This is a genomic window from Clostridium beijerinckii, assembly GCF_018223745.1.
Taxonomy (GTDB): Bacteria; Bacillota; Clostridia; order Clostridiales; family Clostridiaceae; genus Clostridium; species Clostridium beijerinckii.
The window spans coordinates 5,252,155-5,267,343 of sequence record NZ_CP073653.1; the positions used below are offsets into that span (position 1 = coordinate 5,252,155).

Consider the following 15,189-nt stretch of genomic DNA (forward strand, 5'->3'; position numbering starts at 1 on the left):
AACTGTTAGTTTTAAATTATAAGATAATAGTAGTGGAATATTATGCTTATTTCTCAAACTCTAATTATAATTTATATGTATTTGTGTTTGATATATATTAATATAAATTAAGCACTTTAAAGTTATGCAATAATATTTTTGTGAGGAGTTTTTATGAATACAAGAGAAAAAATTATATCTGAATCATTAAATCTTTTTTCAAGGAAAGGTTTTGATGCAATATCTGTTAGAGATATCGCCAAAGCAGTTGGCATAAAAGCAAGTTCTCTTTATAATCACTTCAAAAATAAGCAAGATATTTTTGATACTATAATCCAAAAATATTCAGATTTAGTAAATAAATTTTTGAACAGTATAAAAATTAGGGATAATTCTGATGAGAATCTTCCTAATAAAACAAATTGGTTATCTGACGAATACTTTTTCAAAAAAAGTTCATACATTTTTAATTTTTACTTAGAAGACGAGAATATGATTAAATTCAGAAAATTGCTGACAATAGAGCAATGTAACAACTCTAAACTTTCAGATTTATATAATAAGATATTTATTGATGATATATTAGATTTTCAAGCTGACGTATTTTCAAAATTAATAAGTTCAAACGTATTTATAAAAAAAGACCCTTATACATTAGCACTTCAATTCTACTCCCCAGTTTTCTTACTATTTTATAAGCACGAAAACTTAACTGATAAAGAACGTAGATTCTTAGAAAATCATATTTCAGAATTTAAAGACACATATATAGTGAAAGGATGATCACTTGTGAATGTAATTGTCATTTATGATAACTCAAGCGAGACAAATACATATAATTGTGTGCAACTCTTGCTAAATGCTCTTAAACTTAATATTGAATTAAAAGTCACGGAATTTTTCTTATCAAAAGATTATATTTACAATGGACGTCTTTCTTATCCCGATATTGATTCAAAAACTGTTAATGGTATGGAGTACATCATAAATTCATTAGATAGCTCTGATTTACTTATAATAGCTTCTCCAGTATCAAAATGTGATATTAGCAATGAAATGAAACTGTTTTTGCACAGACTATCTTGTTGTTACCTATTAAGTAGCTCAAGATCCCAAATAAATGATAAAATAGGATTGTCCATGTCAACAACTTAAAATGGTTCCTATGTCAAGGACATTTTGAAAAAGGCTAGGCAGCTATGAGCTGGTTTCTGTATTGTACAGGAGCCAGCTTTTTAAGTCCCCACTGATATCTATAATTATTATAATACTCCATATAGTTATCAATTGAAGCTTCTAATTCTTCAAATGTTGAACAACTTTTTAAGTCAATTTCATCTTTCATATGACCAAAAAATGATTCCTGCGGGGCATTATCCCAACAATTTCCGCGCCTAGACATAGACTGACCAATTTTATATTTTTTAAGAAGTTTTTGAAATCTAGGACTAGTATAATGAACTCCTTGATCCGAATGAATAAAGGCATCTTTATTTAGTAAATTTTTGTGATTTTTCATCAACTTTTTAATAGTTTCGGTAGCTATATCTAATGTAAGGCTATTGGAAAGCTGATATGAAAGAATTTCATTTGTTGAAGCATCTTTAATAGTTGACAAATAAGCCCTATTGGATGCTCCATATGTTAAATAAGTTATATCTGTTAATAAAACTTTTCCGACCAAATCTTGCTTGAATTCTCTATTTAAAATATTAGGTACAACAGTATGCTCATGAGTAGCTTTCATCATTCTACGATAAGGGTTAGCTTTTCTAATTGGGCACTCAATATTATATTTTCTCATGATTCGTTGTATACATTTTCGATTTATTATAAGATTAAATTCATTCTCTAACACCATTTTTATAGAACGAGAACCTTTCTTGTAGCCCCTATGATTAAATGCTTTAAGAATGATATCCTTCAATTCTAAATCCTTTTCTTCTCTACGATTACGTTTGCCTGTTGATTTTAAATAATTATAATAGCCTGATCTAGATACTAAAGCTACTTCGCATAAATGTGAAACCATATTTTTATAGTTATATGTCAAAATTATATGTTGTATTATTACAAAGATTGATGATGCACTTAGTTTACTATTTTTCACCTGCCTTTCTTGCAGCTCGATTTTTTTTAATAGTTCTGCCTCAGCTTTCCAATAAGCAATTTCTGCATCCTTTTTGGCTATTATTTCTTCAACGGTTAGTTCACGTTTAAGTGGACGACCACTGTTTAATTTTCTAGAATCTCTTAGACCAAGCTCTCCTGATTCATTATAAGCATTACGCCATCTTTTACTTGCACACCAAATTCTATTATTTCCAATAACATCTATATCAAATTCAGCATCTTGAAAAATATGAATAGGTAGTTTTCCCTTGCTACGCTCAGCGATAAACAATATTTTAAATTCATCTGTATATGTAATTCCACGTTTACTTACAGATTTAACATATCTATTTTTTGATAAACTTTTAATTTCTTCATCTGAAAATAATTTTTTACTCATTCTTTTCACAACCTTACTATATTTCTTCTTATCTTTTATTGTACAAAAAAAGAACCTATTGAAATAGTCTTTTTTTAGTGTCTATTTCATAGGTTCCATTTTAACTTCTGGTGCTGGTCTTTTTTATACATCTAAAATTCTAAAGAGAAATCTTAATTCATTGGGAATAAAGAACACTTTAAAGTTTTGTAGAACTCTTTATGAGATAAGTTGGGAAGATGTGAGTTTAAAAACTAAAATGAGAATACATAAGGATATTTTCAAACTTTCCTACAAAATATTAGGCCTACATAATCGTACATACAATAAGAAAAGATTAATTTTAAGAAAAGTGATTTTTTCAAAAGATAATAACGCTCTTATAGATAGCAGCCCAAATATTATACAATTAAGTTCCTGGAAATATCAATCTCACTTGCATAATAGACATATTCAGTAGCCTTTTAAACATATATTTTTACATAAAAAACTACACAAAAATATACCTTTATCAAAATAAGTATATTTTAGTGTAGTTTTTCATATTTCCATATTATATTTTGCTTTTATATCATTAAATTATAATTTAAGTGCGTTTTTCAGATATGCTAGATCCTCCAATGAATCTATTTCAAATATATCATTTGATTGTATCTTTTTGATATGCACTTCCATGTCCTTAAGATTATCTACAGCAATACTATCCCAATATAAATCTCTAAAGTCCCCTTTGTTTATTGCTTCTTCAACTTTATTAGAAATAAATTCGCCATCTTTAGCAGTCCAAAAAGATGCTCCTGACATTATAAAATCAGGTTTATCTCCTTCTTTTCCAATTTCAACACTATGTATTCTGCCATCTTCATCATATTTCAAAATCCACTCACCTATTATATTTTCTTTACAAGCTGAATAATATAATGATGTTTTTGGTTTACTTTTAGGTAAGAAGTTCCTTGTAATATAGTTATCTGCATCAATTACAAATGCATCCCTAAGGTATTGCCTAACTAAATACATAGTATATATATTATTATAGATATCGTATTTATCATTAACCACTTTGATTAAATTATATTTCTTAACTATATCATCAAACTTTTCATGGAGATATCCAGTTAATACTATAATCTCGTTAATCCCAATCTCCTTTAAATTTATTATTTGTCTTTCAAGTAAAGACATCCCATTGACTTCTATTAAAGATTTTGGAGTATTTTCAGTTAATGGTCTTAATCTTGTTCCCATGCCCGCTGCCATTAAAATTGCTCTCATATCTACCTTCTCCTCAGCTAATTAAAAATATATAAATCATCTTAAATTTCAATACATATAAATAAACAAGTTATATCCTAAGCTTATGTGATATCTAACCAGAATTATAAATTTGATTTATAATTAAAGTTTATTTAAATATTCCTTAGCTCTATTATATCTATCTAATCCATAAGTACCAAAATCGTCTCCTTCTGCTTCCTTAATTAGTGTCCAAACAGCCCATAAGAAATCTTGGCATATTTGATGAATTAATAATCTTCTTCTTGAATCTTTATCAGCATCTTTTCCTTTAAAATATAGTCTAAACATTAACTCTATATCATCTTCTGAAAATTCATTTTCTAAAGAAAGAGCTGCCAAATCCCACATATCATCGTTGATCCCACTGTATTCCCAGTCGATTAAATAAATTCTGCCTGCAGTATCCTTAACAAAGTTTTCCGAAACCAAATCATTATGAGATGGTACATAGACTCTGTTGCATCTATTTAATTCTTCTTCAAGAGCCATAACCTTTTCTCTTACTTCAGCATAATCCTCAAAAAAGTTTCCATTATCTTTTGTTAAAATCCCTTCATATTTTTCAAGTTCCCTAAACATACTGAACTCATTATCCATATGAAAATCAGTACATTCATGCAAGTCTCTTAATATAGCTGTAACTTGCTTTAAGTTTTCTTCTTTCTTAATACTTCTATGAGTTAAAGTTTCAGCATTTTCTATAAACTTAGATATTTTAACTCCAGTTTCAAGATTGAAATAAGGTACTTCTACATTATAGCCTTTCTCAGAAGCAATCGCCGAATTAAACATTTCTGTGTTTCTATTAATCATTTGTTCCGTTCCAACACCTGCGACTCTTAATATGTATCTATCACCTTTAACACATATTTTATAATTTTTGTTTGTCATACCACCTGCTGGCTCAATTTCTGTAATATCTTCATCTGTTACTTTTAATGATTCTCTAACAATAGCTTTTATGTTACTTATCTCATAACTTAGCTCTCTTCTTCTTATAGTTGGATAAAGATAATTCTTGATTTTTTCATATTCCTTAGAACTATCTGCATCCCCCCATGCAAGATCATCTATTTTAACAAAACCAATATTATAATTTCTAGCAACATCTAAAAGTACATATTCATAATTTAAATACGGATTTACATTCCCTTTAAATTCTTCAAGCATCATTGTATATAATTTATGTGATATCTTAGTAAGTCCTATCATTTCTCCATCAATTCTATTAAATTGATGAATATCTTTAGACATTTTAAATAAATGATTATCCCTTATTTCAACAAATGCTTCATCACCTGATCCACTTTCATTTGTAAAAAGAATACAATCACGATTTGGACTTTCTGCTAATTCCTTAATAGCTCTTTTTTCGAAAATCAAATCATTTTCAATAAGTAAAAAATCATCATCTATATAATCTTTAGCTAAAGATAATGAATGCATTGTTCCTGTCCACTTATAAGTATCGCTCTTTACTAATATTATATTTTTACTATTTTTAAAAGCTTCTTCATAGTACTGACTTTCATATCCTGTTACTATAACGGTCTTAGTTATTCCATTTTCTTTTAAAATGTTTAGAGTTCTATCAATAAGCCTAAAGTCTTCAATATCCAACATTCCTACAGGTTTCCCAAATTCCTCTGCCTTACCTGCTGCAAGTATTACAGCTTGTTTAACTATTTTTTTCTCTTCTTCATGAATCTTTAATCTAGTACTTTTTGCAGAAGCAATATTTTCTTCTAAAAACTTCATGCCCTTTTCAGTTACTTTATATAAAGTTCCTCTATTATTTGTTATTCTGTCAATAAATCCATCCATGGTAAATTCTTTTAAAACTGCATTAACCTTCCCAAGGGATATATTAGTTCTTTTAGCCAATTCTCTTTGATTAATATTAAAATTATCATTCAGCGTTTTTAAAATTTCTATCCTATCTTCTAACATATTACACCTAACTCCCCTTTAATTAAACATAGTATTTATTGTTCGAATTTTGAACTATAATTATTATATTCCCTAAAATTCCAGTTGTCAATAAAAACTCCCTTGTATATTTCTGCCCCAAAGTTCGCCTCTATATGATACTTGTTTAAAATCAAATACATTTGTTTTAATTTGAACTCTTAATATTTTTAAAAAACACTAAGAGGAAAGCTAAACTAACTTTTCGCTTGCCTAAATCTTTAATCAGACAAGCGAAAGTTGAAAAACCTCCCTCTTAGTGCCTTTTTGTATAGAAATTTCTAAATCCCTGTTATACACGTACGTATTTGATTTGTAAATATAATCTTACATACACCAATCATAATTCCTTTAAAACTGTAGAAATAGCATAATCTTTATTTCTATGAGCTATATGTAATTAAAAGTCATAGCTTAACAAAACTATAAATATTTTTAGTACATAGCTCCATCCTGTCCAAATTTATATACACCATCATCAATATACATACTTTGATTCACAACCATTTGTCCATTAGGAGTAAAGTAATACCATTTTCTATTTAAATTTAACCAGCCTTTTTTCATTACTCCATTTAACCCCAAGTAATACCAGCTATTATTTAAATTCATCCATCCTTTTCTCATCTCTCCGTTTGTTGGATCTAGGTAATATGTTTGACCAGTCTTATCATCAACCTTCCAACCTGATGCTCTGTATCCTAAATTATTTAGGTAGTAGTACTTTCCGCCAGTAGATACCCATGCATTTTTAACTTGTCTGCTTTTTTTATCAAAGTATACTGGTTTCCCATTTACTGTTCCCCATTCATCATACTTAGTTAAATCTACCCAACAATCATTGTAATCATCATAAAATTGATCATCATCACTGCTACTATCATTATTATTATCATCGTTATTCCAATCAGAAGAGTCAACCCTATAAACTTCTAAAGTATAAGTTTTAGTCTCCTTGCCATCTTCAGATATAACCTCTATATCGATCTCCGTTTTCTGAGCTCCTTTAAGGCTAACACTTATTGCAGAATCTGAATATTCCTCTCCATTAACACTAATTGTTGATTTGGAATCTTCTGCTATTGGAGTTACATTAATCTTAGATACATTTTGATCAACTCGAACTTTAGTTATATCTTCTTTAGGATCAAATGTATAGTCTCCTTGGCTAAGAATAACATTTTTCAAATTCGCATTACTACCTTTTGAATTGTTCTTAATTACAATGCTATATGTTTTACTAGTTTTCCCATCTTGTGCTGTTACAACTATGGTTATAGTTGTATTCCCATTTGTATTTAAAGGAATTTCATTTGATTCTCCAGAAGTTAAATCATAAGTTGCATCACTTCCATTAATACTTGCAATAATTGACTTAACATTATCATCTTGGGCTATTGCTGTTATCTTTTCAGTTGTATCTTCTTTTGCCACAGTAGTTGTATAATCTAATTTATCACTTGAAAATCCTGAATTCCCATCACTATCAGTTAAAGTATATCCTGAAATTTTTAATGAATTTAATGAAGCATTGCTTGAACTTGCTCCTGGATCTGGTGTCACTTCACCTGTAAAATTTTCCGGAAGATAAAACACATAACTATCGCCTACAGTATACGTACCAGTTTTGACTTTTACATCCTGACCATTCTCATCTTTCTTTATTTCAACCTTATCATAATATGCTTGAACAACCATTTTCTTTCTACTATGAGCAATATTAACATTAAGGCTAGTACTTCTTAAAAGATCCTTATCAGGCAAATTATTTACTGATTCAGTGGCCTCCTCAAGATTAGTACTATTTACATCATCCGCAAAAAATACTTTTATATATTCATGCTTATCACTTTGATGACCTGTAAAAGAAACTATAACTGAATTTGCATTAGGCGACCCATAATACAAATCATAACTACGCCTAGATAAAGTAAAACTAACTTCCCCATTATTCGCTTTAGTTACTCCTGGTTGTGTTAACACCACATCACTATTACTATCTGTAGTTTTACTAAATTCTAAATTCATTGTAAAGTTATTATCATTATTTATAACAACGACATCTAATAGATATCTCGCTAATATCTGTGATGAATTGGTTATATTTCCATCTTTGCCCTCATAGGCATCTATCTGTATCTGATTATAATCTGAGCTCGTATCAAAATTAACATATTGTTTTCCATTTTTGAGCTGCGACTGTTCAGTTTTAGTCTTCCCTGATGAATCTTTATAATTATTAGTCACAGTATATGCTACATTGTTACTGGATTGAGATCTTATTAACGTAGGATTTATACTTATCATTCCTGCCCTTGAATCTACGTATATTTTTCCTTTATATTCCGAAAAACCAGACGTAGTTTTTGTGACAGTAAATGCCTTTCCAATATACGCTTTAACATCATCATCGTCATTAAAATCAAGCTTTGTTATACCTGCATTTTTTAAGCTATAATCTTTCTCTGCATCTAATTTATTGTATCTAATTTCTACTGCATATGCCTTCGCTATCTTTACAGTAGAGCTACTGTCATTAGTAACTGAGTTTACCTTAATTACTATTAAATCTGACTTACTTCGATTTGATAAATCTCCAGATAATTTCTGTCCATTAAGACTGAAACTTCCATCAACAGCACGTATACCATTTTTATATAATTCAACACCTTTATCTAAATTAATCATATCTCCAAAAGTCATGATATATTTTAATGCTGAAAGTGAATCTGGCACATCAAAATTATATCTTAATTTCATATTAGGATCTGGTGTCACCGTAGTCGAATATAAAAATGGCACTGTATTATTTTCATTTTTTGTGGCATCTAAAATCTCATCTTTATCATTAAATGCATCTGCATCACCAACATAAGCTTTAAATGTCATTTCACTTATTTGGTTAGTTGCATAATCCTTACCATTCTCTATTGTTATTGTTTTTTCATATTTTGTAACTGTCTTTTCTCCAGCTGGATCCGGAGTTGCATCTTGTGTTACAGTTCCGTCAGAATTTTTAGTTTCTTTATATATTATTGACAAAGTTGTTATTTTAACTGAATATTTAATTTTATTAACACCTGCTGGTAAACCTGTTATCTTTACTCCTATTCTTTCTGAATCATTTTCTACAGGAGTCGGCCCACCATTTCCAGTACTGTTACTATAACTTAAAGTTATTCCCATCCCTGCCACAGCATTTTGTCCGTCTGTATTGGCAGTCCCATCATCATTGATTAGTATAGCTTCATTTATAGCCTTAACAACTATTTCCTGCTTTGTTACTCCAGTAATTGATGATTTTGAATCTTTCGCCTGCTGTATCAATTCAGCTTGAGTCTTTTGAATATTTTTAAGAGATATATCAAAATTATCCTCAAGAGAATTAGCAGTATGTATCTCTTCTTGAGTAGTGCTATCTATTCTACTTGGAAGAGGTGTCATAGTTCCATCTAAATTTACTCTGCTAGCTGTAGCTTCTGCAGGTATATCATCCGCTTTTGCCACTTCTGAATTAAATCCAAGTGGTATAAGTGATATTATACTTGTAAATACCACTATTAGCGCTATAAACCTTTTTTTAATCTTGCTCATCATTCTCGTCCTCCTTAAATTGTGCTTCAAATTCAAAATTTAGTTTATATATAGCCGCTCGCCTATTTATCTCATCATATTAAGACATATCTTAGAATTATATTAAATAAAAAATATCTAAATTTATATAAATCCCTTATGTGTTAATATGTTATAATAAATTACTATTATTTTACTAATTTTAAATACATTCCATTATTTATTATCGAATCATTTCCTTGTGCCTTTAGACATTTATATCCTTTATATGAATGTATTAAGGCGTATTCATTAAATTTACCTAAAAATCATATAATATAAAATAATGAATAATCTTATATTAATATCTAAATAAAAAATAACCTTCCATAATATAATACAGCAGTTATATATTATGGAAGGTACTTTTATTAAACTTCTATAATCTTATTCATATTCCCTAAATGAAACACTTTATGATTTTCCTTTAAACGAACTATTACATTTCGGACATGTAATAGAAATTTTTCCTTTTCCTCTTGGCACTCTTAATTTTTGCTTACAATTTGAGCAAGTGTAATATTTATAGTTTTTTAATGTTTTTATTCTATTTATATTATTCTTGAACCACATTACTATGTTATTTTTAATTTTTAAATACTTATAATTCTCATTTCTTCTCTTATATATATTTCTTGAAAATATCCTAAACATACATATAATAACAGGAATATATGCTAATATTGTTAAAAATCTTAAATCCTTTGGTACGAAATTCATTATCAACAGTAGTATAAAAGATAAAATAAGTAATGCTTTAGATAATTCATCTCCACCATATCTTCCAAACATAAATCTTCTTAACCTATCCATGGACTTCACCTCTCTTGAATTCTATTAATATAAAATATAGTATAATTAATAAGATCTATCAACATTTATATTATTAATAATCCATTAATTTTTTATGATATACATTCGTAATCAAATCCTGCAAAATTTTACAACCTATTAGTTTAAATATGAACTCACTTCTTTACTGTAAGTATTATTATAAAAAATAATACAATATACCAAATATTATATCAGTATATTGTATTAAAACTTTTCTCACTATATTTTTATAGCTATTAAATTGCCAATTCTGTTCAGCAGTAAAATCATTTAAATTATTGTTGAAACTGCATTAGCAATTGCTGTTGCTTCTACATCTTGATATGATGAATCTGCACATTTTTTAGCTTCATCTGTATTTGTTATAAATCCTAATTCAACTAAAACAGCTGGCATTGTAGTATTTCTGCATACAAATAAATTACCATCTTTAGCACCTCTATTTATAGCTCCTGTACTATTTGTAAGAGATGATGCTATAGATGAAGCTACATTCATACTTTTGGAAAGCCTATCGTAACTATATCCACCACCAAAACTTTCATCTTGTGATTTTGAACTGTAATAAACTTCAACTCCTCTTGCAGATTCTGCATCAGCTGAATTGTGATGCAAACTTATAAATAGATCAGCCTTTGAATTATTTGCTATATTAACTCTATTAGTAAGGCTTTGATTAACTTCTAAGACTTCTCTATCAGATGATTTCCTAGTCATGATTACTGTATATCCATTTGCCTCAAGCTTTTCTTTTAACTTATCCGCAACCTGCATATTTAAATCTCTTTCAGAATATGTAATGCCATTATTAGTTGAATATGCGCCATCATCACCGCCAAAGTTATGCCCCGGATCTATAACGATGACTTTACCGTTTGTACTTCCAGGCATTCTATCTCCTCTTTTTCCATCTTCACCTATCTGCCATCCATTTATAACTGTATTCTTAGCCATTGCTCCTGAAACAGGCAATAAATAATAATAGGCATTTCCAGATAAAATCCAGCCTGTTGCCATCGTGCCATTACTTCTTAAATAGTACCATGTTCCATTAAGCTGAAGCCAATTTGTCGCCATAACTCCATTGGAATACAAATAGTACCAGCTTCCATCTGGCTTAATCCATCCAGTCAGCATACTTCCATCACTATTGAAATAATACCATTGTCCACTAATTGAAACCCATCCAGTCTTCATTGCCCCACTTGAATCTAAAAAATATTTCCTACCATCAATCAAGTTAAATCCAGTAATCATACTTCCATCTCCTTGAAGATAGTACCACTTATTGCTATCTTTTATCCATCCAAGCTGCATTGCTCCACTTGATTTAAAGTAATACCATTTTCCTCTTAAAAGGCTCCAGCCTTTTGCCATACTTCCATCACTATATAAGTAATACCAGTTACCATCAGGCTTAATCCACCCAGTAACTTTAGATCCATCTGAGTTGTAGTAGTACCAATTTCCATTTCCAAATCTCCAACCTATTGATGAAGAAATACCTTTACTACCATCCGGCGATGCTGGGATTGGCTTGGTTGCTTCCATTCCACTTGGAACTGTTGTATTTGTTTGAGGCTTATCAGTTCCTACAGTTTTGCCTGAGTCGTTATCACTACCAGAATTTTTAGAAGTGTCATTATCTGATTTTGATACAATTCCTGCTGATACTAATAAATCATTATATAATTGATTAACCTCTTCTCCATATGTAAGACTTGGAGCCCACTTTCCACCTAAAGCATTTACCGTTACTACTGTACCTTTTATGGTAATAAAATCCCTTGGGTCATATGAATCACTCCTTGGATATCCATCTACACCTGCATAAAGTGCTAGATGGTCTAAATGAGCTTGAACGCCTTCATCCCATGTGTTGAATTTTTGATGAGCATTTGGATCATTATCCAATCCACCAGCACTTATTTTCAATCCACATGGATTATGGTAGCTTTCATTTATAACTCCTCCAAATTTACCATATCCTGTTTCCTTTGCAGCTTGCACATATGCCACAGCTGGATTAACATTTCCATGCTCTGGCGAATACTTCCAATATAACTTTGCCAGATTAATAAACGCATCTGTTGCACCTTTTGATTTAGCCCATTGTTCAGCCTGTTTTGCTGTTACTTTCGTCTCTGATACTATCTTAATATCAGTGATAGCAGCTTTTACGCTAGTAATAGGAATTAATATTAAAACTATCACAAAAGCAAAAAATAATGTAGTCGATCTCTTAATAGCCTTCAAAACAGCTTTCCCCCGTTCTATTTAGTTCTAAAGAACAAAAATTATATAGACAAATTTTCCCTAAAAGTAGTTTGCCTATTATATAGTACAAGCTTTTATTCTATTTTAGGTACTAATATATCCAATTATATGGCACTATCTTAAGGAAAATTATCGAATATAATCATAAACTTAGCAACAAGGCTACATAAATTTACATTTTTTATATTCTTTAATTATACAATTCGCTAAATATTAGTCTTACTAATAATAAATGCTTTTACTAAAACCAACGATTTTGCTAATACATACTCTGATAAATAGATAAAAACCTTGAAATGTTATTGAATAACACTTCAAAGCCTTTATTTAATACTTATCTACTGTAAATTTTGTAATTATAATATACATATTGATGGTATGAACTCAACTATATCCAACTTTAGTTTTCTCCCTGGATCTTAGTTAATTTAATACAATTAAATTTTAAATATTACCAGCGATAACTTCTGCTATTGCTTGAGCTACCTTTTTTTGACTAGCTGGATCAGCGCATCTTGCTGCTTCTTCTTTATTGGTTATAAATCCAACTTCAACTAAAACTGCTGGTATATTGGTATTTCTACATACAAATAAATTTTGTTCCTGTCCACCTCTATTATTTAAGCCAAGCTTATTAGCAATATTATTATTTATAAGAGTTGCCATTTGCTTACTTCTTTCTATTCTATTGCTATCTAGTTTTCCCCCAAACTTAGAGTCTTGGGCTTCTGAACTATAAAGAGTCAGAACGCCTTTCGCTGTCTCCCCAGCTGAATTATGATGTACGCTTATAAAGAAATCTGCATTAGCATTATTTGCAACATCAACCCTATGAGTAAGACTCGCAACTAATGAGCCATATGAAGGCTGCTCACCAAGATTTCTCGTCATTATCACATTATATCCTCTATTTTGAAGTTCTGTCTTTAACTTATCTGCAACTTGCATATTTAGAACTGTTTCACTGTAAGTAACTCCATCAATAGTGCTTTCAGCACCGTAATCTTTGCCATAATCATGTCCTGGATCTATTACTATAGTCTTTTTACCATTTGAAGAATTACTTCCTGCTGAAGGGCTATTTCCTGAATTATCTTCATCGTCTTGATCTGTTGGAGTATTATTTCCTGAACTATCTTCATCATTTTGATTAGATGAAGCCTGCTTTTTCCCATCAGAGCCAATCTTAAATCCATCTATTGTTGTATTAGTAACCATTCTTCCTGTTGAAGTATCTAGGTAATACGAATCTCCATTAGATGTAACCCATCCTGTCGCCATTGTACCACTGTCTTTTAAATAATACCACGCTCCACCAAGATTAATCCATCCTTTCGCCATAGCTCCGGTTTCATACAAATAATAGTAAGTTCCATTATCAATAATCCATCCTGATGCCATGCTGCCATCTGTATTAAAGTAATACCAGTAATTGTTCAATTTCATCCAACCAGTAGTCATGGTTCCGTTATCATTAAACATATACTTCTTATTGTCTATATTTTTAAGACCAGTTACCATGCTTCCATCGCCTTGAAGATAATACCACTTAGCATTTTCCTTGAACCATCCAGTTTTTATCTTTCCACTTTTCTCAAAGTAATACCACTTATTATTTATCTTTGTCCAACCATTATAAGTAGCCATAGCTCCAGAATCATTTAGATAATATAATCCTGATCCATCAAATTGAAATCCAGTTTCCATGACACCTGAATCCTTTAGTAAATACCAGTTATTATCTACTTGCCTCCAACCTTTTGCCATAGCACCTGATTTATCTATATAGTACCATGTTCCATTATCTTTTATCCAGCCAGTTGTCATTTTACCATCTTCATCATTTAAGTAATACCAATTTTTATCTGGTTTAATCCAACCGACTGCTTTGGTAGTATCTGATTTGTAGTAATACCAAGCTCCATTCTCATACTTCCAACCAATATTTGATGTTATACTAACACTATTGTCTACAGTATCATTTGAGCTTTGAGGTTTATTCTCTGTAATAATATCAGATGCATTTGGTGCGCTAGGCTTACTTTCAGGAGTTGCTGGATTTGGTGACGCATTTGATGGTTGATTATCTGGAGTTTTACCATTATCTTTTGGATAATCTATTCCAGCATAATCCATTAAATTTTTGTATAATGCATTAACTTCTTCTCCATATGTAGCACTAGGTGCCCACTTTCCACCCAAAGAATTTACCGTAGTTGCTTTACCCTTAATTGTCACAAAATGTCTTGGATCATACGTATCTTTTCTTGGATATCCATCTGCTCCTGCATATAGAGCCAAATGATCCAAATGTGCTTGTACACCTTCATCCCAACTTTCAAATTTTTGATGTGCATTTTTATCAGTATCGCCTCCACCAGATGGATTTTTAAGTCCACATGGATTGTGATAACTTTCATCTAGAACACCACCAAAATTACCATATCCAGTCTCTTTTGCCGCTTGTACATATGCGATTGCTGGATTTACATCACCATGTTCTGATGCGTATTTGAAGTAGAGATCTGCTAAATCAGCAAAAGTATCTGTTGCTCCTTTAGATTTAGCCCAACTTTTTGCTTGCTTTGCAGTAACCTTACTTTCTGAAATTATTTTAAAATCAGTAGTTGCCGCTTGTGCACTTAATCCTGGAATTAAACTTAATACAACTGCAAATGCCAAAGCAAATGTTGTAAATTTCTTTTTAATATTCAAAACAGTGTGCCACC

The 15,189-nt window shown here is 30.4% G+C and carries 9 protein-coding genes; 2 read left to right on the plus strand and 7 right to left on the minus strand.

The genetic code is table 11. The annotated features are described in order from the left end of the window. The first annotated feature begins 153 nt into the window (after positions 1-153). Positions 154-762, plus strand: a complete 609-nt coding sequence (locus KEC93_RS23465; protein WP_017212122.1) for a TetR/AcrR family transcriptional regulator — start codon at positions 154-156, stop codon at positions 760-762. A gap of 6 nt (positions 763-768) precedes the next feature. Then, positions 769-1,134, plus strand: coding sequence for an NAD(P)H-dependent oxidoreductase (locus KEC93_RS23470; protein WP_146951007.1), 366 nt, complete (start codon positions 769-771; stop codon positions 1,132-1,134). A 34-nt stretch (positions 1,135-1,168) separates the two neighbouring features. Here KEC93_RS23470 and KEC93_RS23475 read toward each other — a convergent pair whose 3' ends face one another. From KEC93_RS23475 to KEC93_RS23505, 7 genes are all read right to left on the minus strand, one after another. Next, the gene (locus KEC93_RS23475) at positions 1,169-2,491 is read right to left on the minus strand and encodes an IS3 family transposase (protein ID WP_077870076.1); all 1,323 of its coding nucleotides are present in this window, start codon (positions 2,489-2,491) and stop codon (positions 1,169-1,171) included. 558 nt (positions 2,492-3,049) lie between these two features. Beyond that, the gene (locus tag KEC93_RS23480; protein WP_077867895.1) at positions 3,050-3,745 is read right to left on the minus strand and encodes a sugar phosphate nucleotidyltransferase; all 696 of its coding nucleotides are present in this window, start codon (positions 3,743-3,745) and stop codon (positions 3,050-3,052) included. A 123-nt stretch (positions 3,746-3,868) separates the two neighbouring features. Continuing rightward, positions 3,869-5,719 (minus strand): NTP transferase domain-containing protein, encoded by a 1,851-nt coding sequence (locus tag KEC93_RS23485; RefSeq protein ID WP_012060849.1) that lies wholly within the window; start codon positions 5,717-5,719, stop codon positions 3,869-3,871. Between the two features lie 453 nt (positions 5,720-6,172). After that, on the minus strand, positions 6,173-9,334 hold the full coding sequence (locus KEC93_RS23490; RefSeq protein WP_238892608.1) for a cadherin-like beta sandwich domain-containing protein: 3,162 nt from the start codon (positions 9,332-9,334) through the stop codon (positions 6,173-6,175). Between the two features lie 429 nt (positions 9,335-9,763). Further along, positions 9,764-10,162, minus strand: coding sequence for a hypothetical protein (locus tag KEC93_RS23495; protein WP_077867896.1), 399 nt, complete (start codon positions 10,160-10,162; stop codon positions 9,764-9,766). A gap of 291 nt (positions 10,163-10,453) precedes the next feature. Continuing rightward, entirely contained in the window at positions 10,454-12,439 is a 1,986-nt protein-coding gene (locus tag KEC93_RS23500) for an N-acetylmuramoyl-L-alanine amidase (protein ID WP_039770726.1), read from the minus strand. Between the two features lie 465 nt (positions 12,440-12,904). Further along, positions 12,905-15,175, minus strand: coding sequence for an N-acetylmuramoyl-L-alanine amidase (locus tag KEC93_RS23505; RefSeq protein ID WP_039770724.1), 2,271 nt, complete (start codon positions 15,173-15,175; stop codon positions 12,905-12,907). Between the last annotated feature and the right edge of the window lie 14 nt (positions 15,176-15,189).